This is a genomic window from Pseudomonas sp. LBUM1676, assembly GCF_059695605.1.
This window is the reverse complement of the sequence record NZ_CP166777.1, coordinates 5,590,693-5,615,731: the sequence shown is the minus strand read 5'-3', so window position 1 is coordinate 5,615,731 and position 25,039 is coordinate 5,590,693. Positions and strand designations below refer to the sequence as shown.

The 25,039-nt window shown below is 60.6% G+C and carries 24 protein-coding genes; 5 read left to right on the top strand and 19 right to left on the bottom strand.

Features of this window, described 5'->3' with window-relative positions:
* Positions 1-66: 66 nt before the first annotated feature.
* The 4 genes from ACA041_RS25935 to ACA041_RS25920 all read right to left on the bottom strand — a co-directional run bounded on the left by ACA041_RS25935 (position 67) and on the right by ACA041_RS25920 (position 4,879).
* Positions 67-1,020, bottom strand: a complete 954-nt coding sequence (locus ACA041_RS25935) for a hypothetical protein (protein WP_497438441.1) — start codon at positions 1,018-1,020, stop codon at positions 67-69.
* 17 nt (positions 1,021-1,037) lie between these two features.
* Positions 1,038-2,753: a proline--tRNA ligase gene (locus tag ACA041_RS25930; RefSeq protein ID WP_497438440.1), complete on the bottom strand. Its 1,716-nt coding sequence runs from the start codon at positions 2,751-2,753 to the stop codon at positions 1,038-1,040.
* Positions 2,754-2,894: 141 nt separating this feature from the next.
* Entirely contained in the window at positions 2,895-4,454 is a 1,560-nt protein-coding gene (locus ACA041_RS25925) for an AmpG family muropeptide MFS transporter (RefSeq protein WP_497438439.1), read from the bottom strand.
* A gap of 44 nt (positions 4,455-4,498) precedes the next feature.
* Positions 4,499-4,879 (bottom strand): MGMT family protein, encoded by a 381-nt coding sequence (locus ACA041_RS25920; protein WP_497438438.1) that lies wholly within the window; start codon positions 4,877-4,879, stop codon positions 4,499-4,501.
* A 158-nt stretch (positions 4,880-5,037) separates the two neighbouring features.
* Between ACA041_RS25920 and ACA041_RS25915 the strand changes: the two genes are divergently transcribed.
* Entirely contained in the window at positions 5,038-6,045 is a 1,008-nt protein-coding gene (locus tag ACA041_RS25915; RefSeq protein ID WP_497438437.1) for a DUF481 domain-containing protein, read from the top strand.
* A gap of 307 nt (positions 6,046-6,352) precedes the next feature.
* Here the strand turns inward: ACA041_RS25915 and ACA041_RS25910 are convergent, their stop codons facing one another.
* A complete protein-coding gene (locus tag ACA041_RS25910) occupies positions 6,353-6,562 on the bottom strand; it encodes a cold-shock protein (protein WP_002554837.1) in 210 nt (69 codons plus the stop codon).
* A gap of 354 nt (positions 6,563-6,916) precedes the next feature.
* Between ACA041_RS25910 and dcd the strand changes: the two genes are divergently transcribed.
* The gene (gene dcd / locus ACA041_RS25905) at positions 6,917-7,483 is read left to right on the top strand and encodes a dCTP deaminase (protein WP_497438436.1); all 567 of its coding nucleotides are present in this window, start codon (positions 6,917-6,919) and stop codon (positions 7,481-7,483) included.
* A 107-nt stretch (positions 7,484-7,590) separates the two neighbouring features.
* Positions 7,591-7,797 (top strand): hypothetical protein, encoded by a 207-nt coding sequence (locus tag ACA041_RS25900; RefSeq protein ID WP_497438435.1) that lies wholly within the window; start codon positions 7,591-7,593, stop codon positions 7,795-7,797.
* A 269-nt stretch (positions 7,798-8,066) separates the two neighbouring features.
* On the opposite strand, the gene pdeM is transcribed toward ACA041_RS25900, so the two are convergent.
* The 14 genes from pdeM to ACA041_RS25830 all read right to left on the bottom strand — a co-directional run bounded on the left by pdeM (position 8,067) and on the right by ACA041_RS25830 (position 23,343).
* Positions 8,067-8,726, bottom strand: a complete 660-nt coding sequence (gene pdeM / locus ACA041_RS25895) for a ligase-associated DNA damage response endonuclease PdeM (protein ID WP_497438434.1) — start codon at positions 8,724-8,726, stop codon at positions 8,067-8,069.
* Complete coding sequence (locus ACA041_RS25890; protein ID WP_497438433.1) at positions 8,726-11,212, bottom strand: ligase-associated DNA damage response DEXH box helicase; 2,487 nt, start codon at positions 11,210-11,212, stop codon at positions 8,726-8,728. Before ACA041_RS25890 ends, pdeM begins: the two co-directional genes overlap by 1 nt.
* Positions 11,213-11,393: 181 nt before the next feature.
* Positions 11,394-12,158, bottom strand: coding sequence for an ABC transporter ATP-binding protein (locus ACA041_RS25885; protein WP_497438432.1), 765 nt, complete (start codon positions 12,156-12,158; stop codon positions 11,394-11,396).
* Positions 12,159-12,171: 13 nt separating this feature from the next.
* Positions 12,172-13,290 (bottom strand): succinylglutamate desuccinylase/aspartoacylase family protein, encoded by a 1,119-nt coding sequence (locus tag ACA041_RS25880; RefSeq protein WP_497438431.1) that lies wholly within the window; start codon positions 13,288-13,290, stop codon positions 12,172-12,174.
* Between the two features lie 26 nt (positions 13,291-13,316).
* Complete coding sequence (locus tag ACA041_RS25875) at positions 13,317-14,027, bottom strand: ABC transporter permease (protein WP_497438430.1); 711 nt, start codon at positions 14,025-14,027, stop codon at positions 13,317-13,319.
* Positions 14,024-14,752, bottom strand: coding sequence for an ABC transporter permease (locus ACA041_RS25870; RefSeq protein WP_497438429.1), 729 nt, complete (start codon positions 14,750-14,752; stop codon positions 14,024-14,026). Before ACA041_RS25870 ends, ACA041_RS25875 begins: the two co-directional genes overlap by 4 nt.
* Before the next feature lie 56 nt (positions 14,753-14,808).
* The gene (locus ACA041_RS25865; RefSeq protein WP_497438428.1) at positions 14,809-15,591 is read right to left on the bottom strand and encodes a transporter substrate-binding domain-containing protein; all 783 of its coding nucleotides are present in this window, start codon (positions 15,589-15,591) and stop codon (positions 14,809-14,811) included.
* A gap of 309 nt (positions 15,592-15,900) precedes the next feature.
* A complete protein-coding gene (locus ACA041_RS25860) occupies positions 15,901-17,589 on the bottom strand; it encodes an ATP-dependent DNA ligase (RefSeq protein WP_497438427.1) in 1,689 nt (562 codons plus the stop codon).
* Complete coding sequence (locus tag ACA041_RS25855; protein ID WP_497438426.1) at positions 17,586-18,620, bottom strand: ligase-associated DNA damage response exonuclease; 1,035 nt, start codon at positions 18,618-18,620, stop codon at positions 17,586-17,588. Before ACA041_RS25855 ends, ACA041_RS25860 begins: the two co-directional genes overlap by 4 nt.
* 198 nt (positions 18,621-18,818) lie before the next feature.
* Positions 18,819-21,269 (bottom strand): penicillin acylase family protein, encoded by a 2,451-nt coding sequence (locus ACA041_RS25850; RefSeq protein WP_497438425.1) that lies wholly within the window; start codon positions 21,267-21,269, stop codon positions 18,819-18,821.
* A gap of 284 nt (positions 21,270-21,553) precedes the next feature.
* Entirely contained in the window at positions 21,554-21,763 is a 210-nt protein-coding gene (locus tag ACA041_RS25845) for an SEC-C metal-binding domain-containing protein (RefSeq protein WP_497438424.1), read from the bottom strand.
* Entirely contained in the window at positions 21,760-22,254 is a 495-nt protein-coding gene (locus ACA041_RS25840) for an LEA/WHy family protein (RefSeq protein WP_497438423.1), read from the bottom strand. Before ACA041_RS25840 ends, ACA041_RS25845 begins: the two co-directional genes overlap by 4 nt.
* Before the next feature lie 110 nt (positions 22,255-22,364).
* Positions 22,365-22,841: a YchJ family protein gene (locus ACA041_RS25835; protein ID WP_497438422.1), complete on the bottom strand. Its 477-nt coding sequence runs from the start codon at positions 22,839-22,841 to the stop codon at positions 22,365-22,367.
* Positions 22,842-22,845: 4 nt separating this feature from the next.
* Positions 22,846-23,343, bottom strand: coding sequence for a DUF6231 family protein (locus ACA041_RS25830; protein ID WP_497438421.1), 498 nt, complete (start codon positions 23,341-23,343; stop codon positions 22,846-22,848).
* 191 nt (positions 23,344-23,534) lie between these two features.
* On the opposite strand from ACA041_RS25830, the gene ACA041_RS25825 reads away from it, so the two are divergent.
* On the top strand, positions 23,535-24,230 hold the full coding sequence (locus ACA041_RS25825) for a PA1041 family peptidoglycan-binding anchor lipoprotein (RefSeq protein ID WP_497438420.1): 696 nt from the start codon (positions 23,535-23,537) through the stop codon (positions 24,228-24,230).
* A gap of 90 nt (positions 24,231-24,320) precedes the next feature.
* A complete protein-coding gene (locus tag ACA041_RS25820) occupies positions 24,321-25,034 on the top strand; it encodes a PA1041 family peptidoglycan-binding anchor lipoprotein (protein WP_497438419.1) in 714 nt (237 codons plus the stop codon).
* Positions 25,035-25,039: the final 5 nt, after the last annotated feature.

The following is a 25,039-nucleotide window of genomic DNA, read 5'->3' as shown; positions in this document are numbered from 1 at the left end:
GATTAGAACGCGGTTCCTTGTGGGAGCGAGCCGGCTCCGGGCGGCGTTCCGACGAAGCTTTTGCTCTTAATTCGGCCCCGGATCCGCCACCAGTCGCCCGGCATCCCTGGTCAACGACTTGAGGAATTCGGTCTGTAACTCCGGATCGTTGCGAGTCAGCTCGATCAGGCTCTGCTCCAGCTCCGTGGCTTCTTCTTCCAGGCCCAATTCCGACAGACGCTTGACCCGGTGTACCCACTGGCTCACTTCGTCGTCTTCGAGGTCGTCGTAAATCAGCCCATGGGCTTCGAGCAGTTTGCCGCGCAATCCACTGCTGACCGCCAGGGACGAGTCGGAGTGCACGTCGTCCTGGGCGTCTGCGACAGTGATCAGCAGTCGGCTCAGATGATTGATGTCATGTTCGGCGAACGGGCTGTCCAACAAGTTCAGGCGCAAAATGCCGTTCTTGTCGGTGCTCAGTTGGAAGGTTTCCTTGCCGGCCTTGACCTCTACCGGGCGCTCGCTCCACGGCAGGCTCGAGTACTCGGTGCGCTTGTCCAGCTGGACTTCGTCGATACCGGCCAGGTTCTGTTGCGCACGACCATTGGACTGCGCGTTCATGAACGGGTTGAGCCCGTCGAAGCCGTAGCTGAACCAGTCCCGGGTGACACTGTCTGGAAGGTTGCCAAGGGCGAACACGTTGACCACGTTCGCGCCGACACCGCCCACCACCGCCACCGCGCCCAGCGGAATCTCGTAGACCTCCCGCCAGGGTTGGTACGGCGTGTAGCGATCATAGTGGCGCGTGACTTCGAATTCGGTGACTTCGAAGGTCTTCTGCTCGTGGATTTTCACCCGCCGTTGCGGCAGCTCAAGCACCTTGGGCTCGCCGACATCGATCTGCAGGCTGTGATCGAGCAATTTGCGCTCGACACGCTCCTCGTGCTCGCTGCGTTGCGACATGTGATTGGCACAGCCGCTGACCAGCAGGGCGCCGCACAAGGCGGCACCACTGAGGCCTAAGGTGTTTCGCTTGAACATGACTTCTCTATCTGGTGTCAGCGGCGGATACGGGCCTGGAGGAAAGACAGCACTTCAGCGACCGGCAGCGCTTGCGCCTCGGGCTCGGTGCGGCTCTTGTATTCCAGATTGCCATCGGCGAGGCCGCGGTCACTGACCACGATCCGGTGCGGAATGCCGATCAGCTCCATGTCCGCGAACTTGATGCCCGGGCTGGTTTTCTTGTCACGGTCGTCCAGCAGCACTTCGAAGCCGGCTGCAGTCAGTTCTGCATACAGTTTGTCGGTGGCTTCGCGAACCTGTTCGGTTTCGTAGCGCAGCGGTACCAGGGCGACCTGGAAGGGGGCCAGGGTGTCGCTCCAGATAATGCCGTTTGCATCGTTGTTCTGTTCGATGGCCGCAGCCACCACGCGAGACACGCCAATGCCGTAGCAGCCCATTTCCAGGGTGACCGGCTTGCCGTTTTCGCCCAGCACTTCGCACTTCATCGCTTTGCTGTACTTGTTGCCCAGCTGGAAAATGTGCCCGACTTCAATGCCGCGCTTAATTTCCAGGGCGCCCTTGCCATCCGCACTTGGATCGCCGGCCACGACGTTGCGCAGGTCGGCCACGGTCGGTACCGGCAGGTCACGCTCCCAGTTCACGCCGAAGTAGTGCTTGTCGTCGATGTTGGCGCCGATGCCGAAGTCGCTCATCAGCTCGACGGAACGGTCGATGATGATCGGCAGCGGCAGGTTCAGCGGGCCAAGGGACCCGGCACCGGCGCCAATGGCGTCGCGCAGTTCGGCTTCGGACGCCATCACCAGCGGGCTGGCAACGCCTGGCTGGTTGGCGGCCTTGATTTCGTTCAGCTCGTGGTCGCCACGGATGATCAGGGCAATCAGCTTGCCCGGCTCTTCAGCGTGGACTACCAGGGTCTTGATGGTCTTCTCGATCGGCAGATTGAAGCCTTCGACCAGTTGCGCGATGGTCTTGGCGTTCGGCGTGTCGACCAGGCGCAGCTCTTCGGCAGGTGCGGCACGGGACGTTTCCCGTGGCACGGCTTCGGCTTTCTCGATGTTTGCCGCGTAGTCGGAGCCGTTGCAGAAGACGATATCGTCTTCACCGGATTCGGCCAGCACGTGGAACTCGTGGGAACCGGCGCCGCCAATGGAACCGTTGTCGGCTTCAACCGCACGGAACTTCAGGCCCAGGCGGGTGAAGACATTGCAGTACGCCTGGTACATGCGATCGTAAGTGACCTGCAACGAAGGCTGGTCGGCATGGAAGGAGTAGGCGTCCTTCATGATGAATTCGCGGCCGCGCATCAGGCCGAAGCGTGGGCGGATTTCGTCACGGAATTTGGTCTGGATCTGATACAGGTTGATCGGCAGCTGCTTGTAGCTGCTCAACTCGTTGCGCATCAGGTCGGTGATCACTTCTTCGTGGGTCGGGCCGGCGCAGAAGTCGCGACCATGGCGATCCTTGAAGCGCAGCAATTCCGGGCCGTATTCTTCCCAGCGACCCGATTCCTGCCACAGCTCAGCCGGTTGTGTGCTCGGCATCAACACTTCAAGAGAGCCCGCGGCGTTCATTTCTTCACGAACGATGGCTTCGACCTTGCGCATCACTCGCAAGCCCATCGGCAGCCAGGTGTACAGGCCCGAGGCGAGTTTGCGGATCATGCCGGCGCGCAGCATCAGCTGATGGCTGATGACTACGGCATCGGAAGGCGTTTCTTTCTGTGTGGCGAGCAAAAATTGACTGGTGCGCATGGTTGGCCGTTGTCGGTTGCTGATGACGAGAAATGACGGGGCATTGTACGGGTGAGATCTGCTGGCGTACAGGCGTGCGGTCGGCGGGGTGGCAGAAGGGCGCAATCGTCGGCCCTTCTGCGATCTTGCTGTGTTCGGCGCTTACGATTCTTCCGCGACCTGGGTCGGGACCGGCTCCGGCGTCGGTGTCGGACCGGCGCGGCGGTTCTCCTGGTACCAGTGCACGGCGATCAATACCAGGGTCGGAACACCCAGGAGTGCGGTGATCAGGAAGAAGTTGTGATAACCGAATTTCTCCACCATCACCCCTGAATAGCCACCGATCAGGCGTGGCAGCAGCAGCATGATCGAACTGAGGAGTGCGTACTGGGTGGCGGAGAATTTGAGGTTGGTGAGGCTCGACAGGTAGGCGACGAACGCCGAAGTCGCCAGGCCCGAGCTGAAGTTGTCCAGGGAGATGGTGCCGATCAGCATGTTCAGGTTGGCGCCCATGTCGGCGAGCATCAGGAACAGCAGGTTGGTGCCGGCCGACGTGATGCCGCCGATGAACAGGATCGGCAGGATGCCGAAACGCACGATCAGCAGGCCGCCCATGCCGGCGCCGACCAGGGTCATGATCAGGCCGAAGATTTTGCTGACGCTGGCAATCTGATCCTTGGTGAAGCCCTGGTCGATGTAGAACACGTTGGCCATCACGCCCATGACCGTATCGGACATCCGGTAGGTGGCGATCAGCCCGAGCAGCAGCAGCGCCTGCCAGCGGTAGCGCAGGATGAAGTCGTTGACCGGCGTCAGCACCGGTGCCAGGCCGCGGCGGCCCATGGCTGACAGGCACAGTGCGGTCAGTGTGATGTAGAGGATTGCCCGCAGGAAGGCGCGGTCTTCGAGCAGCAGGTCGAGCAGGCTCTCGCCCTGGAACAGCACGCTGGCGAAGTCGGTGTTGTAGAGCTGGGTGAACATGGCCGGTACGGACACCAGCAGTACGATCAGCACGAAGACCGAGGCCAGTTGATGCACAAAGCTGTAGCGCCCGGCTTGCAGTTGGGTGCGCAGGGGCACCGGCGGTTCGCGCATGAAAAAGGAGGTCAGCAGCGCCGGGACCATCAACACGCCGAACAGTATGTAGGTGCCGGCCCAGGCCGAATGCTGGTAATTGAAGCCGGTGGAGCCGAAGCCTTCGGCAAAGAACAGCGCGCCAGCGGTGGCCAGCAATGCGGCGATCCGGTAACCGGCCATGTAGCTGGCGGCCAGCGCTGCCTGGCGGCTGTCGTCGGCGATTTCCAGGCGATAGGCGTCGACCGCGATGTCTTGCGTGGCGGAGGCGAAGGCGACGACCACGGCGATAGCGATCAGCCAGGACAAGTGCTTTTGCGGGTCGCAGAAACCCATCCCGATCAGGCCGAGAATCACCAGTGCCTGGGAAAGCACCAGCCAGGAGCGTCGGCGACCGAGCTTGCCGAGCAACGGCAGGCGCCATTGATCGAGCAGCGGTGACCAGACCCATTTAAAGGCGTAGGCCAGACCGATCAAGCTTGCATAGCCGATGGTTTCGCGAGCCACACCGGCTTCACGCAGCCAGACCGAAAGTGTCGAAAACACCAGCATGTAAGGCAGGCCGGCGGCGAAACCAAGCAACAACAGTACAAGCGTTGAAGGGCTGGCATAGGCGGCGAGCGCGGCGCGCCAGGTTTTACGGGGCATGGGCTGGAGTCTGCCTCAAGAATTACGGAAACAAAGCGCGCACTCTAACCGCTGTGCTCTACCGGGCGCCAGCCATGGCGCTGAATATCAACACGATTATTCAGGATACTGACGCCTTCCATGCGCAAACGCGCGCGCTGTTCGTCCCCCGAAGGGCTGCCCACCGGCAGGCTGATGCGCCCGCCGGCACCGAGTACGCGATGCCAGGGTAATTTGCTGTCACCGGGCAGTTGGCTCAACGTTCGTCCGACCCAGCGGGCAACACGCCCCAGGCCCGCCAACTCTGCGAGTTGGCCATAACTCACGACTTTGCCCTCGGGCACCTGCGCCAGGGTCAGATAGAGCGCCGTGCGTCGGATTTGCGCCGGGCTTTCATTTTCAGCGGTCGAGTCGGTCACGTCCGGAGTTCCTGGGGAGGTTCGCATTACCGTCTGTAGAGTAATTCCTGAATCACCAATTGAGAAATGAACTCAATAGAAATAGTCGTGTCAGTCCTTGCTAGGGTTTTATTCCTACGGATCCACAGTCCTTTTCCTACGGATAATGCCGACTTTTTTTCGCAATCTTGAGCCTGTATTCGCTTATGGTGTCCAGAACCCTGCTGTGCCTCGCTGTCTTCACTGCTTCCACACCCTTGCTCGCCGATACCGTCTGGTTGAAGAACGGTGACAAGCTGAGCGGCAAGATCACCCTGTTCGACGGTGGTAAATTACTGATTCAGACCGAATACGCCGGTGCGGTCCCGATCGACTGGAAACAGGTCAAAACCCTGGAAAGCGATCAGCAGTTGCTGGTCAAACAGGATGCCTACACCGGCGAGAAGGCCAAGGCCCTGCATGCCGCGGAAGACGGCAAGGTGACCCTTGCCAACGGCGACGGTCCCAAGACCGTGGAACTGGCCAGTATCCAGCAGATGCTCAAGCCCAAGCCGGTGGTCGAAGATCTGGTGTGGAAGGGTAATGTCGACATGGCGCTGGATTATCAGCGGGCGGAAAAAGACACCGATGATTACGACGTCGACTTCAAGACCAGTGCCCGCCATGGCAGATGGCGCCACATCGCGGAAGGCGAGTACAACCGCGAATTCCAGGATGACGTGGTCACCACGGACAACTGGCGGGGCGAGTACTCCCTCGACCGCTTCCTGACCGACAAATGGTTCTGGCAGGGTCGTCTGGTCTACAAGCGTGACAAGGTCGAAGACCTTGCCCGTCAGCGCACCGTCGGTACCGGTCCCGGTTACCAGTTCTGGGATGACGAGCTGGGTGCATTCTCCCTGGGCTCGCTGCTCAACCGCACCGACTATGAATACAGCGATGGCGGCAAGGACAACTTCTACTCTGTTGCCATGAAGTGGGACTACAACCGCTACCTGGTCGGCAAGAAGGTGGAGTTCTTCACCAATGGCGAGGTGGGCAAGCCGCTGGGCAACGTGGCGGATTATGCGCTGGATGCCGAAGTCGGGCTGCGCTACAAGGTGACCGATTGGGCGTCGCTGAACCTGAAGGCCGAGAAGGACATCATCACCGGCAGCGATGAAGCTGACCTTAGCAAGACCCGCTATACCGCAGGGTTTGGCGTCACCTGGTAAACCTCGCTCCCTGTAGGAGCGAGCTTGCTCGCGAAGAACCCGAGGATGACGCGTTCATCCAGACAGCACGCGTTATCGTTAACGTCCTTCGCGAGCAAGCTTGCTCCTACAGGGCGGCGTGTTCATCCAGACTGCGCGCGTCATTGTTGACGTTCTTCGCGAGCAAGCTTCGATCAGGTTCATCGAGGCCGTTCGCGGACTTGCCGCGAAGGCGTCAGCCCAATCAATGAGATTGATCGGCAAAAACACACAGGCACAAAAAAGCCCCGCTTTTGAGGGCGGGGCTTTTTACTAAAGCAAGTACAAGTTAGATAACTTGAACTTCTTCAGCTTGCATGCCTTTCTGACCGCGGGTAGCGATGAAAGAAACCTGTTGGCCTTCTTTCAGGCTTTTGAAGCCGTCGGATTGGATAGCTTTGAAGTGAACGAACAGGTCGTCACCGGATTGTGGAGTGATGAAGCCGAAGCCTTTTTCATCGTTGAACCACTTAACGGTACCGGTTTGGCGATTAGACATGGTGTAACTCCTTGAACAAAGATAACTGCGACACAGGAAGAACCCTGGACGAGACTGAGTGCAAAGAGCAGGAAAAATTCTTGTAGATGGTTGGATCGAAATTCAACATATCGTGTAGAGATTCTCAGTGACACAAGCAGCACAGTGGCGCCACCTTAACCCTTTTTGCGGAACGTGCCAATGTTTCTTGCGAAGGTTTCTCTATTTTCGTGACTGACGGTGCAGTGCATGGCGGCTAAGTCCCGCAAATTAAGGGGCGGATGGCGAGAATTGTGCCTCGGACTTTGAACCCGGCGGCGCGCCCGGTAAGATGCCGGACAGAATTTTTCCACCTCGCTATTCAGGACACCCGCCATGAGCATCAAATCGGACAAGTGGATTCGCCGCATGGCGCAAGAGCACGGAATGATCGAACCTTTCGTCGAACGCCAGATCCGCGGCGAAGGCGCCGAGCGAGTGATTTCCTACGGTGTGTCGAGCTACGGCTACGATGTGCGTTGCGCCGATGAATTCAAAGTGTTCACCAATATCAATTCGGCGACCGTTGATCCGAAGAACTTCGACGAGAAGAGCTTTGTCGACGTCAAGAGCGACGTCTGCATCATCCCGCCGAACTCCTTCGCCCTGGCGCGCACCGTGGAATTTTTCCGTATCCCGCGAAACGTGCTGACCATCTGTCTGGGTAAAAGCACCTACGCCCGTTGCGGCATCATCGTCAACGTGACGCCGCTCGAGCCTGAGTGGGAAGGCCATGTGACCCTGGAATTCTCCAACACCACCACCTTGCCAGCGAAAATCTACGCCAATGAAGGTGTGGCGCAGATGCTGTTTTTCGAATCCGACGAAGAGTGCGAAGTCTCCTACAAGGACCGTGGCGGCAAGTATCAGGGCCAGCGCGGCGTCACTCTGCCACGCACCTGATTGGGTCCATCGGACGGTCAGCGGGAATTCTTGAGCGGGTAGACACTCTATTGGGTGTACTGCCCGGTTCGCGTACAGCGGACGAGGCCATTGCTCAGGAGTGTCCCATGAAGATCGATCCGCGAATAAGTGCCGAACTGGCAAGGCTTGAGCCCAATCAGGTTGGCGTGATGGCCTGGTCCCTGCTGGCACACCCGCCAATGATGGCAGGGGGCATCCCCGGCCAGCCTGATCCCGATACCCCCAACGAACAGCCGACAGAACCTGGCGAGCCCACCCTGCCGGATGAGCCGCCTCCCGCGCCTGTTGCTTGATCATTGGGGGCTAGCTTGCTCCGGGCGGCGTTCCGACGATGGTCGTCAACGATGACGCGGCAAGCCTGATACCCCGTGGGGAACTCGGGTTTTTCGCGAGCAAGCTCGCTCCTACAGGGTGGTCGTCAGCGATGATGGGGCAAGCCTGATACCCCGTGGGGGACTCGGGTTTTTCGCGAGCAAGCTCGCTCCTACAGGGTGGTCGTCAGCGATGATGTGTAAGCCTGACACCCTCGGCGGGTTCGGGTTTTTCGCGGGCAAGCTTGCGCCTACAGGCTGACTGGCCATATTTCGTTGTCGCCAATGACGAATATCCTGCAACTGTCATCCAGTTCTACCTGATAACCCCCGGTAAACGCGCCGAAGGCGGGTAATAGACTGATTTCATCTGCGAGCCTGAAGCAGGGCAGACGCAGACTTTGCCGTCCTCGACCTTTCAATCGGTAGACCGGGTGCACATGGCCGGCCAACACGTGCCGACTCATATGAGGGGTAGGCTCGTGTTGCAAGGCGAACGGCCCCAGCAGCAAAGGCTCGGGCACCACGCGAATGTTCAGTAACGCGGGCGGGTCTCCGGCGCGCTTGTCGTGGTTGCCACGGATCAGGGTCATTGGCAGGTCGCGGTGCTGTTCTCGCCACTCGAGTAAAGCGCTTAGCGTAGATTTTGCGTGAGAACCGGGACCGTGCAGAAAGTCCCCGAGAAAAATCAGCTGCCGACAGGGCAGGGCTGCCAGTAAGCCGTTCAATACGGCGATATTGCTGGCGGTGGTTCCCTGAGGTACCGGTTGGCCGAGGCTCCGATAAGCGGCAGCCTTGCCGAAATGCACATCGGCGATCAGCAAGGCCTGTTGCGCCGGCCAATAGACAGCCTTCTCCGGCAGCAACCAGAGTTCTTCACCCCCTAGGCGGACCGGATAGGGCGTATTCATCAGGCTTTCCCGGTTTCGGCAGATTTTTCGAGATCGCTGACCATGCGTCTGATGCGATCGGCGAGTTTTTCCGAACTCATGCTTTCGCGCATGCGCTCCACCAGTAAAGGAAACCCCAGGGGCGTCGGGCGTTTGAGCTGATGCAGGTCCAGTTTCAATCGATTGAGCTGCTCCAGGGTTTGTTCGAGACGACGAATATCCAGTTCCTCCCGCAGGACCTCCTCCCCGGCCTGGGTCAACAGCAGATTTCCAGCGTCGTATTGTTTGAATACTTCAAAGAACAAACTGCTCGACGCCTGCACCTGGCGCGTGCTTTTCGGCGCGCCGGGATAGCCGGCGAACACCAGTCCGGCGATGCGCGCGATTTCCCGAAAGCGGCGCAACGCCAATTCGCCTGCATTCAGGCTGGCGAGTACGTCCTTCAACAAATACTCAGGGCTCAACAGTTCAGGATCCAGATGCCTGGACCAATCGACGCAGGTGGCGCTGAGCAGTTCCAGGCCATAGTCGTTGACCGCTATCGAAAACGTGACGGCCAACCGTTGGCTGACTCGCCAGGCCAGCAGGCTCGCCAGCCCCAGATGCACCTGGCGTCCGGCAAACGGGTAGAGGAAGAGGTGCCAGCCTTCGCGGGATTTCAGCACTTCGGCCAGCAGAGTGGTCTCGGTGGGCAATCCGGACCAGCGTTGCTGTACCTCCAGTAGCGGGCGCAGGGCCTGCATTTCCGGGCCGATAAAGGTGCCTTGGGCCGCTGCACTGAAGCGCGCCACCACGGCGTGCGCCAACTCGCTGGACAACGGCATGCGCCCACCATTCCAGCGTGGCACCGCGGCTTTTTTCGTGGCGCTGCGTTTGACATAAGCGGTCATGTTTTCCACCCGGACCAACTCCAACAAGCGCCCGGCAAACAGAAAGCCGTCGCCGGGCTTGAGCCTGGCGATAAAGCCCTCTTCCACACTGCCCAACTGCTTGCCGCCGCCGCCCTTGCTCCAGAACTTCAGCTGGATGCTCGCATCACTGACGATGGTGCCGATGCTCATGCGATGCCGTCGGGCCAATCGCGCGTCCGTCACGCGCCACACACCGTGCTCATCCGGTTCTGCCCGGCGATAGTCCGGATAGGCCGTCAGGGAAAGCCCGCCGTGGCGGACGAAAGCCAGGGCCCAGGTCCAGTCCTCGGTTGTGAGGTCGCGATAAGCCCAAGCCCCGCGCACTTCCTGGTACAACTCATCGGGTAAAAAACCGCCGCCCAATGCCATGCTGACCAGGTGTTGAACCAGTACATCCAGCGGCTTGTGCGGCGACTCGCGGGGCTCGATCCGGCGCTGCGCCACCGCGTCCTGTGCCGCGGCGGCTTCGATCAATTCCAGACTGTGGGTGGGCACCAGCGTCACCCGCGACACCCGGCCCGGCGCATGACCGGAACGTCCCGCGCGCTGCATCAGCCGCGCCACGCCTTTGGCCGAGCCGATTTGCAGCACCCGCTCGACGGGCAGGAAGTCCACCCCAAGGTCCAGGCTGGAGGTGCAGACCACGGCTTTGAGCTGACCTTCCTTGAGCGCCCGCTCGACCCAGTCGCGGGTATCCCGGGACAGCGAGCTGTGATGCAGGGCGATCAACCCGGCCCAATCGGGGCGCGCCTCCAATATCGCCTGATACCAGATCTCCGATTGGGCACGGGTGTTGGTGAAAACCAGGCTGCTGGGGCTGGAATCGATCTCTGTAACAACCTGCGGCAACATTTTCAGCCCGATGTGCCCGGCCCACGGGAATCGCTCAATGGCGGGCGGCAGCAAAGTGTCGACCCGCAGCGCCTTGGATGTTTGCCCCTGCACGCTGATACCACCGCCTTGGGGGATGAGTACCTGTTCGGCATGGGCCTGATTGCCCAGGGTTGCGGAAACGCCCCAGACGATCAGCTGCGGATGCCAGTGGCGCAGGCGGGCGAGGGCCAATTGCAGTTGCACGCCGCGCTTGTTGCCGAGCAATTCGTGCCATTCGTCGACCACCACCATGCGCAAGGTCGACAGCGCGGTCTGCGCATCGGCGCGGGCCAGCATCAGGGTCAGGCTTTCCGGGGTGGTGATCAGCGTGGTGGGCAGGCGCCGGCTCTGCCGTGCTCGTTCGGCGCTGCCGGTATCACCGGTGCGCAGGCCGATGCTCCACGGGATCTGCAAGTCGTGCAGCGGCGCTTCCAGCGCGCGGGCGGTATCGGCAGCCAGGGCGCGCATGGGGGTTATCCACAGGACAGTCAGCGGTTCGGCTACCGGTTTGCGTTTGCGAGGTATATCCACAGAGGGCGCGGCGCGGGCGAAGCGCTGAAGTGCACCAAACCACAGGGCATAGGTTTTACCGGCACCGGTGCTGGCATGCAGCAAACCGGACTGTCCGTTCCTGACCGCAGTCCACACCTGTTTCTGAAAGGCAAACGGCTTCCAGCTGCGAGCGGTGAACCACTGTTTTGCGAAGTCAGGGGAGGTTCCCATGCCGGCCGTGTGCGCTCTGAAAGTCTTCTTTCAGTGACCACGGCGCAATGGGACAAGTTTAATTGCGCTGTTCTTGTGGGAGCGGGCTTGCTCGCGAAAGCGGTGTAACAGGCACATCGATGTTGAATGTGCCACCGCCTTCGCGAGCAAGCCCGCTCCCACAGGGAGGTTTCGTGTACCGTTACTTAAGGTTGCCGCTGAGGAACTGTCTGAGCCGCTCACTCTTCGGCTGGCCCAACACGTCTTCCGGCGCGCCTTCTTCCTCGACCAAACCCTGATGCAGAAACAGCACCTGGCTCGATACCTTGCGGGCAAAGCTCATTTCGTGGGTGACCATGATCATGGTCCGGCCTTCTTCGGCCAGGCCCTGGATCACCCTGAGCACTTCACCCACCAGCTCCGGGTCGAGTGCCGAGGTCGGTTCGTCGAACAGCATGACTTCCGGTTCCATGGCCAATGCGCGCGCAATCGCGACGCGTTGCTGCTGGCCGCCGGACAGAAATGCGGGGTATTGATCAGCCACGCGCGCCGCCAGCCCGACCTTGTCCAGATAACGCCGCGCGCGGTCTTCGGCTTCCTCTTTGCTGCAACCCAGCACCCGGCGTGGCGCCATGGTGATGTTTTCCAGGACCGTCATGTGGCTCCACAGGTTGAAATGCTGGAACACCATGGCCAGGCGGGTGCGGATCCGTTGCAGTTCATCGGCGTCGGCGACATGGATGCCGTGGCGGTCCTTGGCCATGCGGATGTTCTGGCCATCGAGGCTCATGGTGCCCTCGTTGGGTTGTTCAAGAAAATTGATACAGCGCAGAAACGTGCTTTTGCCCGAGCCGCTGGCGCCGATCAGGCTGATGACGTCGCCGGTATTGGCCTTGAGCGAAACGCCTTTGAGCACATGATGGTCGCCATAGCTCTTGTGCAGACCTTCGATGGTCAGTTTGTACATGGGGCATGCATCCTCAAGGCGAAAGTAGGTAGCCGCTGCGATAGGCTTCGGTGCCCGCGACGTGCGCGATCACCATGCCAGCAGTAGCCATGCGTCGCAGCGAGCGGGCGTACATCAGCCCGGCGGCGGCGCAATGAACGGGGGTGACACGGTCCAGGATCGGGTCAATGATTTCGGCAACCTGTTGTCCGGCTTCCAGGTACTCGCCCGGTAGCGCGGTAAACACCAGCAATCCGCCGACTGGAGTGGCCACCGGTTCGACGCCGGCCAGCGGTGTGGCCGGGTAGGGCAGTTCGGGCAGGGGCGCAGGCTCCCCGGCAATGGCGCCATAGTGAATCAGATAGTCCACCAGCGCCTGGCAGTCGAGGCTGGCCAGCGGGTGGTTGACGTCGCCCTGGCCACGCAGTTCGACGGTGACCGAAAAGCTCCCCAGCGGAATGTCGAAGTGTTCGCCAAAGCGCTCCTTGAGCTGCCACCAGAGCAGGGTGAAGCATTCATCGAACGACTGGCCGCCCGAATCGGTGGCCAGCAGACTGGCTTCGGCGCCAATGTAGCGGGCCAGCGGCTCGACCCGCGGCCAGGCCTCGGGTGTGGTGTAGAGGTGCGCGACCGCTTCGAAATCGCAATGCAGGTCCAGCACCATGTCGGCATCGCAGGCCAGCCTTTGCAGAATCAGGCGCTGGGATTGCAGTTGCGTGGCGGCGCCCTGGCGCGTCAGCGCCTCACGCAGGCTGCCGCGGATCAGTTCGAGGTTGCGCTGCGGATCGTCGCCGAGCTGGTCCTCGATCGCATTGCCGACTTCTTCGCTCAAATCGACGAACCAGCGGTTGAAGTTCTGCCCGCTTTCCAGTTCGTAGCGGCCCAGGGGCACATCCATCAGCACCTGTTCCAGCCCGACCGGATTGGCCACCGGCACCAACACGATTTCGCTGCGCAGGCGGCCGGCGGCTTCAAGTTCCGCCAGGCGCTGCTTGAGGTGCCAGGCCACCAGCATGCCGGGCATTTCATCGGCGTGCAGGGAGGCCTGGATGTAGATCTTGCCTTGGGCCGAGGTCGGGCCGAAGTGGAAGCTGTGAATCTGTCGTGCAGTCCCCGGCACCGGGGCCAGCAGGTCATGAATCTGGTGGCGCATTCTGTGTTTCCTGAAGCGAATGAGTCCTAGTGGGTCGGCCCGAGAAAGGCCAGCCATCGGCGTTCGGCGAGGCGGAACAGGCCGACCAGCGCAAAGGTGACGGTCAGGTAGATCAGCGCGGCGATGCCGAACGACTGGAAGGTCAGGAAGGTCGCCGAGTTGGCGTCCCGCGCGACTTTCAGCACATCCGGGATGGTCGCGGTGAACGCCACGGTGGTCGAGTGCAGCATCAGGATCACTTCGTTGCTGTAATAAGGCAACGAGCGACGCAGGGCCGACGGCATGATCACATAGGCATACAGCTTCCAGCCGGTCAGCCCGTAAGCCTTGGCCGCCTCGACCTCACCATGGGCCATGCTGCGAATCGCCCCGGCAAAAATCTCCGTGGTATAGGCGCAGGTGTTCAAGGCGAATGCGAGGATCGTGCAGTTCATCGCATCACGAAAGAACGCATCGAGTATTGGCTGCTCACGCACCGCGGCCAGGCTGTAGATACCGGTGTAGCAGATCAGCAGCTGGATATACAGCGGCGTACCGCGGAACAGGTAGGTGTAGAACTGCACCGGCAGACGGATGTAGAAGTGCGGTGAAACCCGGGCGATGGACAACGGGATCGACACCACGAAACCGATGAAGATCGAAGCGCTGAGCAGCCACATGGTCATGGCCAGGCCGGTGATGTTGTAGCCGTCGGTATAAAGAAAGGGTCTCCAGTATTCCTGCAAGAGTTCGATCATCGTACGGCCTCCCGGGTACCGGCGGCGTAGCGACGTTCAAGCCAGCGCAGGACGACATTGGAGGCGCTGGTGATCAGCAGGTAAATCAATGCGGCGAGCACCAGGAAGTAAAACAGTTGATAGGTGCTTTTACCGGCATCCTGGGCCGCCTTGACCAGGTCGGCGAGGCCGATGATCGAGACCAGCGCGGTGGCCTTGAGCATTACCATCCAGTTGTTGCCGATGCCGGGCAGGGCGAAACGCATCATTTGCGGGAACACCACGATTCGAAAACGCTGGCCGCGTTTGAGGCCATAGGCGGTGGCCGCTTCAACCTGGCCCCGGGGGACGGCGAGGATCGCGCCACGGAAGGTTTCGGTGAAATACGCGCCATAAATGAAGCCCAGGGTGATGACCCCGGCGCTGAACGGGTTGATCTCGATATATTCCCATTCCATGAAATCGGTAAAGGTCGTCAACCAGGTTTGCAGGCTGTAGAAGATCAGCAGCATCAGCACCAGGTCCGGCACGCCGCGGATCAGCGTGGTGTAGAGCTGGGCGGGGATGCGCACCAGCTTGACTTTTGACAGCTTGGCACTGGCCCCGAGCAGACCGAGCAACACGGCCAGCAACAGTGACAACACCGATAATTTGATGGTCATCCAGGTGCCTTCCATCAGCAACGGACCGAAGCCCTTGAGGCTGAAGGCTGAGAGCCCCAGATCCTGCAGTAGATTTTCGAACATAAATCAGCAACCTGATCGGATGAAAAAAGCGCCCATCGCGAGATGGGCGCCGGGCATTATTTGCCGCTGTACAGATTCAGATCGCCAAAGTGTTTCTTCTGAATGGTGGCGTAGGTGCCATCGTCGTGTAACGCTTTGATACCTTTATTCAAAAGCTCTTTGAGGTCTTTGTTACCTTTAGAGATACCGATAGCTGTTTTGGACGGCAGCAGTTCGCTGGCGACCGGCTTGCTGACTTCGTAGCCTTCGCCTTTTGGCGACTTCAAGAAGCCCAGTTCGGCTTGCAGCATGTCCTGGATCGCCGCGTCGAGGCGACCGGACATCAGGTCGGAATACACCTGATCCTGGTTCTGATAGGCCTGGGTTTTGACCCCGGCCTTGTCCAGCACGGCCTTGGCGTAGGCTTCCTGAATGGTGCCTTGCTCGTAGCCTACGGTCTTGCCCTTCAACGAAGCGACATCTTCGCTCAGGCCGGACCCTTTCTTGAACACGTAAGCGGTCGGACCGGAAAACAGCTCATCGGAGAAGTCGATGACTTTTTCGCGAGCCGGGGTGACGGTCATCGAAGAGATCACACCGTCGAATTTGTTGGCCTTCAGGCCCGGAATCATGCCGTCGAAATCGCTCTCGACCCATTTGCACTTGACCTTCAGCTCGGCGCAGATCGCGTTCCCCAGATCGATATCGAAGCCCACCAGGCTACCGTCGGCCGCTTTCGACTCGAACGGTGCATAGGAAGGGTCAACCCCAAAACGCAATTCCTTGTACTCCTTGGCCACGGCGGAGCCCGCAGCCATGCACAACGCCAGTGCAGAAAGGGTCAGCAATGCTTTTTTCATTATTCAATCCCTAAAAACCAATATGAGCGCTTGTGGCGCAGAATTATTGTTACTGGAAAGCGTAAGACCCTATGAAAGTAGCAATTTCCGAACCAGAGTCCCGAACAAGCGTTTAAAAGGTAGTACAAGAAATGACGGGGAGGGATTTATGCACGAAATTGGGCGCTGGAAAAAGACTGCACCGTTTTGGTTCGAATCGGCATAAATCCCCTGTGGGAGCGAGCCTGCTCGCGAAGAGGGGGAGTCAGTCAAATTAAATGGGTTTGAAAGACCGCTTTCGCGAGCAGGCTCGCCCCCACAAGAACACCGTCAGCCCAATAAATCCTGCAGGGTGCCAAGATTGTCAGCCTCCTCGACCGACTTGTCCTGCCGCCAGCGCAGCATCCGCGGAAACCGTACGGCGATCCCGCTCTTGTGCCTCTTCGAAAGGGCAATCCCCTCGAACCCCAGCTCGAACACCAGGCTCGGCTTCACACTGCTGACCGGTCCGAACTTCTCCACCGTGGTCTTGCGCACGATGCTGTCGACCTGGCGCATTTCTTCATCGGAGAGGCCCGAATAGGCCTTGGCAAACGGCACCAGCGTGCGTTCGCTGGCGCCGGGTGGGCCATCCCACACGGCGAAGGTGTAGTCGCTGTAAAGACTGGCTCGGCGGCCATGCCCCCGTTGCGCATAGATCAGGATCGCGTCGACGCTGAACGGGTCGACTTTCCATTTCCACCAGACGCCCATGTCCTTGGTCCGGCCGACGCCATAGAGTGCATCCCTGGCTTTGAGCATCATGCCCTCGACACCCAGGCTGCGGGACGCTTTCCGTTGTCGGGCGAGGTCGAACCAATCGTCACCGTTGAGCACCGGCGAGGGCATTAACACCGGGTTGGCGCAGGTGGCAATCACCTGATCCAGCTGAGTGCGACGTTGGCTTTGGGTCTGGTTGCGCCAGTCTTCGCCTTGCCATTCCAGCAAGTCGTAGCCGAGTATCACCACCGGCACCTCGTCGAGGATTTTCTTGCCCAGGATCTTGCGGCCAATGCGCTGCTGCAGCAGGGCAAAGGGTTGCACCGCGGGCGCGGCGGGTGCTTGTGGATCGAAGGCATCCTCGGTGTCCGGTCGAACGGTTTTCCAGGCAACGATTTCGCCGTCGATCACGGTGCCGTCAGGCAGGCAGTGAACCAGGCTGTTCAGTTCGGGGAAACGCTCGGTCACCAGTTCTTCGCCGCGCGACCAGATCCACAGGCGTCCTTCGCGCTTGACTACTTGGGCGCGAATGCCGTCCCACTTCCATTCCACTTGCCAGTGGCTGGCGGGGCCGAGCAGGGCTTCAAACTGTTCGACCGGCTGTGACAGCGCATGGGCCAGAAAAAACGGATAGGGCTGGCCGCCCCGTTGGGCGTGCTCGTCGGAGGATTCGGCGGCAATCAGCTTCAAATAGCTGGCCGCGCTCGGACGATTGGACAGGTCGGTATAGCCCACCAGCCGCTGCGCCACGCGTTTGCTGTCGAGGTGCGCCATGGCCGCCAGGGCGCGCGTCACCAGCAGCTTGGAAACGCCGACGCGGAAACTGCCGGTGATCAGTTTGATACAGAGCATCAGGCTGGGGCGGTCCAGTTGTGACCAGAGCGCCGGAAGTCGTTCGGCGAGCACGTCCGGTGGTTCGCCGCGCAGTGGCAACAGCTTGTCTTCGATCCACACCGCCAAGCCATCCGTGGAACTGTGGGCTGCTTCTGGCAGTACCAGCGAAATGGTTTCCGCCAGATCGCCGACGGCCTGATAACTCTCCTCGAACAGCCACGTCGACAGGCCGGAAAACTTCACCGCCAGTTCGCGCAGGATACGCACCGGCACCAATTGCCGGGGGCGTCCGCCGGACAAAAAGTAAACCGCCCACGCCGCATCTCCTGGAGCAGCCTCAGCGAAATAACGTTGCATCGCCGCCAGTTTGGCGTTGCTCGACGTCGTGGCGTCGAGCTCGGCATACAACTGGGCGAAGGCCTTCATGTCGGCACCTCGGCGAGTGCCGGTTCGATGATCGGAGTTTCTTCCTCGTCGTCGCCGTACTCGGTGTTGAAACTCTGTGCGTCGAGTCCTTGCTCACGCAGATGGCGCACCAGTATGGCGACCGAGCCGTGGGTGACCATCACCCGTTCCGCGCCGGTTTGCTCGATGGCCCACAGCAGGCCGGGCCAGTCGGCGTGGTCGGACAAGACGAAGCCGCGGTCGACACCGCGCCGCCGACGTGTGCCGCGCAAACGCATCCAGCCACTGGCAAAGCCGTCGCTGTAGTCGCCGAAGCGTCGCATCCAGGTGCTGCCGCCAGCCGAAGGCGGGGCCAGCACCAACGCCTTGCGCATGATCGGGTCGCTCTTTTTCAGCTCGCCGGCGTAGATGGTTGGTGGAAGATAGACACCGCTCTCGCGATACACCCTGTTCAAGGGTTCTACCGCGCCGTGAACCAGAATGGGGCCGAGGCTGGCGTCAATTCCATGGAGGATGCGCTGCGCCTTGCCGAAGGAGTAGCAGAACAACACGCTGGCCTTGTCGGCGGCGGCATTGGCTTGCCACCACTGATTGATCTCGGCAAAGACCTGCGCCTGGGGCTGCCAGCGATAGATCGGCAGGCCAAAGGTCGATTCGGTGATGAAGGTGTCGCAGCGTACGGGTTCGAACGGTGCGCAGGTGCCGTCCGGCTCGATCTTGTAGTCCCCCGAGGCGACCCAGACTTCGCCACCGTATTCCAGGCGAACCTGGGCCGAACCGAGCACGTGCCCAGCGGGATGGAAACTCAAGGTCACGCCATGGTGAGCCAGTGGAACGCCGTAAGGCAGGGTTTGCAAATTGATATCGGCCCCCAGGCGAGTGCGCAGGATGCCTTCGCCGGGAGCCGCCGCCAGATAGTGCTGGTTGCCACCCTTGGCATGGTCGCCATGGGCGTGAGTAATCACCGCGCGTTCGACGGGGCGCCAGGGATCGATATAGAAATCTCCGGCGGGGCAGTACAGACCTTCGGGACGGGCGATAACAAGGTCCATGTTTGTTACCAAAAATGGAGGGATTTGTTAGCTATGAGGTGGGCGCGAGGCGAGAAGTTCTATCGGGATTCTTGGGACAAACGACATTCAACTGGGGGAGCGGGCTTGCTCGCGAAGAGCGCGTATCAGTCGACATTGCTGTTGAATGACACACCGCTTTCGCGAGCAAGCCCGCTCCCGCACAGGTCGCGGTGACGCTTATTTGCCCGGTGTCAGGGTCAACCGCTTGCTCCCATACACCTTGTCAAAGTTCTGCGGCTGCATCGGCAAGCTCATGTACTGGCGCTTGAGCCACGGATCGATGCTGTCCAGGTAGTTCGCACTCGCCGGGTTGCCGGACTGGCCTGTACCGTTTTGTCCCATCAGGGGTTCAGCCTGGCCGAAGTCGACGATCATGCGCATGGCCGGCGCCAGGGTGGTGTTGAAATCCTGGCCCCAGGTGAATGCCGCGGTGTTGAGCGTCGTGTGATCGCCGCCCGCCGCCAGCGGACCGCGCACGACCTGGCCACTGGCATTCTTCCATTCGTAGCGGTGCAGTTTGCCCCACTGCCAGGCTTTGTGATCGCCACCCAGCTGACTGTCACCGGCGCTGATAGCCGCCGCGAGGCTGCGAGCGAGGATCGCCGGTTTGTCTTCTTTTTGCGCCGTGCGAGTGTCATCCCAGAACGGGCTGTCCTCACGGCCCAGCAGGTGATCGGCCTGAGCTGCGTAGGACAACGTGCCGTTGGCGATAAAGGCTTTCCACGCCGGGCTGTTTTCCGGACCCAGTTCGTCGAGAAAGATCTGCCGGGTGCTTTCCTGGAGGAACAGTTCGTAGATCGCCGCGTCGGCGGAGACCGGACTGAGTTTGCCGTCGAACGCCATCAAGCGGGTGTGTGCCTCGCGAGCCTTGTCGCGGTCGGCAGCCGGCAATGCGTCGATGGCCTGCTTGAGCGGCTGGGCCATGCCCGGCGCGGCGAACACTTTCTTCAGCTTGGCGGCGAACGTAGTGCTCTGGTCATATTGCATGGCGATCAGGCTGCGGGTGTCATGTTTGCCCGCGCCAGCCAGTTCGGCCATGCGTTCGCCACGTTCCGGGGCCGACCAGGAATTGGACAGCTGCATGCCATAGCCATGGGGAATGACCCGCTGGTTGGCAGTGCCGAGCCAGCCTTGGGCCGGATCCTGATCGTAGGGGTGCAGCATCGGGTCGGCGTAACCGTCCCAGTCGTAACGGCCTTCCCAGCCCGGGGAGGGCAGCAGGCCTTCGCCTTCGCGACGGTTCGGGTAGCGACCGGTGACTTGCCAGCCAATGTTGCTGGCGTCGGCGAAGACCAGGTTCAGGGTCATGGCGCGGATTTCGCGGCTGGCATCCGACGCTTTTTCGACGTTCTGCGCCCGGGACAGGTCGAAAAACGCATCCAGGGTCTTGTCGTCGGTGAAGTTCGGCGTCTGCAAGGCCAGGCCGAAGCCGTTGGCCAGCGCGGCGCCCTGGGCACTGTTGAGCAGTGGGCCATGGCGAGTTTCGTAGACAGGTTCACGAATCGGCCGCTGGCCTTTGACGAAATAGGTTTCGTTGCGCACGATCGCCGGTTGCCATTTGCCACCAACTTCGTAGGAAAGTCCGTTGCCCTGGCGTTTGATTTTTTCCAGAAACAGGTCCTGGTTATCGCCCATGACCGACGTCATGCTCCAGGCCACCTTGCCGTTGAAACCGCCCAGCACCATGGGCAAGCCGGCGACGGTCGCACCGGAAGCCTGGTACTTCGGCGCGCGAATCTGCACGTAACTGAACAACGACGGCACGCCCAGCGGCCCATGGCTGTCGCTGGCCAGCAGGCTTTTACCGCTGCGGCTGCGTTGCGGGGCAATCGCCCAGTTGTTCGATGAAGTGGCGCCCAGCAGGTTCAGATCCGACAGTTGGCCGGTGGCTTTGTTGATTTGCGCCAGGCCCGGGATCTGCCCGTTGAGCTTGATGCCCTGAAGTTTCTCGGCTTCGGCCACCGGCAGTTTTTCATCGGGCGCGGACGGAGTCAGCCACGCCAGTTTGTCGGTGCTGACGGTCTGGGCCAGCATCAGCGAGGAAATTTCTTCCGGCAGGTTGGCCGATTGACTGAAATTGAGCAGGCAGAAAATCAGCGCCGAGTCTTCCGGTTTCCAGTATTCAGGCTTGTAGCCGGTGGCGGCGAGGTCCGCCGGCAGCTTGTCCTGGAAGCGGAACAGGTAAGCGTTGACGCCACGAGCATAGACCTCGAAAAAGCGCTTGAGGCGCGGCGACGACGCTTTATACAGCTCGCCCGCGCTCTTTTTCAGGTTGACCGCACGCATGTAGCGGTCGGCGTCGAGCAGGTCCGAACCGGACATCTCCGATAGACGGCCCTGTGCCAGCAGGCGCAAGGTCACCATTTGCGCGATGCGGTCCGTGGCGTGCACGTAGCCGAGGGCGAACAGCGTGTCGTGGAAGTTGCTGCTTTCGATCAACGGCACGCCCATGGCATTGCGCCGCACCGAAACGTTCTGCGCCAGGCCTTTGAGCGGCTGTACACCGGTGGCTGGCGGAAGGGTGTCCTGGGTGTTCCAGGTCTGACAACCGGTCAGGCTCAAAACACCGGCCACTGCTGCGGCAACGCCGAACCGGGGAAGAAAATGTGTGAGGGCTGGCGAGGCCATGGCAAAGCTCCTGCGGGGGTAGCGTCAGTAAAGGCGCTACGTTAGTGAGCAGGAGGTGGGCGCGCAAGCGGGGGGTAAGGTTATTTCAGGATTTGGAGTGAGTTGCTCGCGATGGCGCCGCGGTTTTGTCAGAAAGGGCGCGTTATCGTTGACCACCATCGCGGGCAAGTCGGGTCGTCGCATCGCTCGCTCCTACAGGGGGTATGTCGTTCACAGGACCCCTGTGGGAGCGGGCTTGCTCGCGAAGGCGATTCAACAGGCGAAGAAAATCTTCGCCAGAAGCCTCAGGCCCCGTGGCACTTCTTGAATTTCTTGCCGTTGCCGCATGGGCACGGGTCGTTGCGGCCGACGTCTTTCAGGGCGTTGCGCACCGGTTCCTGGTGGGCGTGGCCGCAGTTCGGGCCGTGGACATGGCCTTGGTCGTGATCATGGTGCTCGTGATGGTCATGATCGTGGTTGCAGTCAGGGCCATGGACATGAGGTTGCTGGGTCATCGAGGTTGCTCCGGAATTAAATCGGCGGGGATTATCACGCCATTGCGCGCAAGGTGCACGTAGTGCGCGATGAATAAACCGGTTTCCATTTCGCCTTCCAGACGGTAGGGGATGGGCTGATCGGGTTTCTTCAGCAGTTTCACCAGATCCCGGACCTTGGGCCACAGGTTGGTGCGAACCGGTACCTTGAAGTACGCACTGCGCTTGGGACCGACCGTAAACCAGTGTTCGTGCTCGCCTTCGGTCAGCAGCATGTCGCCCAGGTGGATGCGATATTCGAGGCCGCGCACTGTCAGGTCGCTGTCGTTGGGGTTGTCGACGCGAAAGTAGAGGAGGAATCGTTGCTGCATCAGCTTGGCCTGGACGACTTCGACCTTGACCAGATGCACCTGCGGCTCTGGCAGATCGTCGCCGAACCAGGACGCGCAGCCGCCAAGCCCCAGACACAGGAGCAGGGCGAGCAGATGCAATGCGAGCCGGCGGGTGATCATGGTCGAATTTCTCCCTTGAACACCAGTTTAGTCTTTAAAAGATCGCAGCCTTCGGCAGTACGCCGACCAAATGCAGGAGCTGTCGAAGGCCGTCGGCTTTTGACCTCACTTCACGCGGCGAAATACCCCGCGCAGCACTTCTTGAATTTCTGCCCGCTGGCGCATGGGCAGGCATCGTTGCGCCCGGCCTTGAGTGGCACGGTGGGATCGATGAAGTACCAGCGGCCGGCGTTCTGCACGAACGATGAGCGTTCGCGGTGGCTGTGTTCGCCGCCGCCGTCGTGCCAGCGCGCCGTGAAAGTGACGAATGCGTGTTCCGGCTGACCGCCGAGGACCTCGGAACTCTCTACTTCCAGGCCCAGCCAGGTGCTTTGGGCGCTCCAGTCGCTGATGGACTGCCGGTCCAGGCCTGGCTGTTGCGCAGGCAAGGTGGTCGTCACCAGATAATCGATCAGGCCCAGCACATAAGCGCTGTAGCGCGAACGCATCAAGGCTTCGGCACAAGGCGCCGGATGCCCGGCATGGTAATGACCGCAGCAGGCGTCCAGCAGGGTGCCGCTGCCGCAAGGGCAAATGGATGTACTCATTGCGTTACCACCAATATTTCCCGAAGTTTTCCGGATTGGCCCAGAACCGCGAATTGAGCCAGTCGGGTACTTGTTTATAGTCAAGCAGATCGTAGGTAAACAGTGTCAGCACCTGCTCGTCGCGCTGGAAGCGTTCGCTGGCTTGCAGGGCTAAAGAGAAGAAGTCGGTTTCTTGCCAGCCACTGGCCGGCAAGTCCGCCAGCACCGCGATGCGGCTGGCGTTGAGGTTGCGAATCCCGCCCAACAGGTTCAGGCCGTCGCGTTTAGGCAAATGTTCCAGGCAATCGACCACCAGCGCCAGGTCGAACCGGCGTGCCGCCAGTTCAGCCGGCAACGGCCCGGGTGCCGCGTGGGCCACGCAGGTGTCCGGATGGGCGAGCTTGAAGGCTTCAAGCGCGGGGAATTGGCTGGCACCAATCAGCAACAGGCGCAGCGGGGCGTAACGATCGAGCAAAGCGGCCAGCGCTTGCTGGGGCGTGCGCGGAGAATAACCTGCAATCATCGAAGATCCTCAATCAGAGCGCCAAGACTAGCCTGCCCACAGGTCCAGATATAGAGCTGTATCAGGTTAAAAGTGCCGATCAGCCGGGAAACACAGGACGAAACGGCAATAGCCTATTGTTGGCGGAGATTAAAACTCGGGTCTTTACTCCCTAGAATCGGTTTCAAGCCGATCCCTCAGGAGAAAACTAGATGAGCATAGTTCGGACAGCATTACCCTTGGTTCTGCTAACCAGTGTGTTGACTGGTTGTGCAGGTTTGCAGAAAACCGACTGGCCGACCTGTGCGGCAGTCGGCGGTGTCGTGGGTGCGGGGCTCGGCGCAACCGAGAGTTCGGCATGGGCAGGGTATGGCGCGCTGCTGATCGGCGGCACGGCTGCGGCCTATTGCTGGGTTCACGGCGATGGCGACGAAGACGGCGATGGTGTGCCGGATAGCCGCGACAAGTGCCCGGGTACGCCTCGAGGCGTACAGGTCGATGCCGATGGTTGCCCGCCACCGGTGCCTGCGCCAGTGGTCGAAGAGGCTGTGGTGGTCAAGGAAGAAGTCATCGTCATCCGCGATGTTCATTTCCAGTTCGACAAAGCCACACTGACCCCTTCGGATAAGGATGTACTCAACATCATCGCCACCCGCCTGAAACAGGAGGCCAGTACCGCCCAGTTGACCGTGACCGGTCACACCGACAGCGTGGGCAGTGACGCTTATAACCAGAAACTGTCGGATCGTCGCGCGCACTCGGTGGTCGAATACCTGATTTCCCAGGGTGTACCACGCAGCAGCTTTGTGTCCGTGACGGGTGCCGGTGAAAGCCAGCCGGTTGCCGACAACAAAACCGCTGACGGTCGTGCGTCGAACCGTCGCACCGAAATCAAAATCAACCGCTAGGCCCCTCGCATTGCGCGGCTTGTGCAGTCGCGGATGCGGGTCTTTACTCCTGTGTAACCGGCATCGGCCGGTAACACAGGAGCTTTCACCATGAGTGTTCTCACAAGGACCGTCTTGCCGGTTCTGCTGCTTGGCAGTCTGTTGACCGGTTGCGCTACTCACAGCGATGGCACCGCCCCCTTGAATCAACGAACCTGGCCGATCTGCAGCGTCGTCGGCGGGCTGGTCGGCGGGGGCCTGGGCGCTTTGCAAAGTAGCGGTTGGGCGGCTGGTGGAGCGGCGCTCGGTATCTTGACCGGTGGTTTGATCTGTTTCGCCCAGGATGGCGACGAAGATGACGACGGCGTCTTCGATCGTCGTGATCGCTGTCCTGACACCCCCGCCGACACTCCCGTCGAGCATCACGGGTGTCCGTTGCCACAGTATCCGGTCAGCGTGAAACCCGTTGAACCGGTACGCGCCGAAGTCATCGTCCTCAGAGACGACGTGCTGTTTGCCTTCAACAAGTCCGACCTGACCCCTTCGGCGCAAAGCAAGCTGGATTCGCTGATGAGCAAACTGCAAGGCGCCGATGTGGTGAGCATCAAGGTGATCGGTCATACCGACAGCAAAGGCTCGGACGCCTACAACCAGGCACTCTCTGAACGGCGGGCCAGCGCCGTGGCGGACTATCTGTTGAGCCGGGGCCTGGCGGCGAACAAACTCACCAGCGAAGGCCGCGGGGAGCTCGAGCCGGTGGCCGATAACGAAACAGACGCGGGGCGTGAGCAAAACCGTCGCGTGGAGTTGCACATCAATCGCTGAGGCCC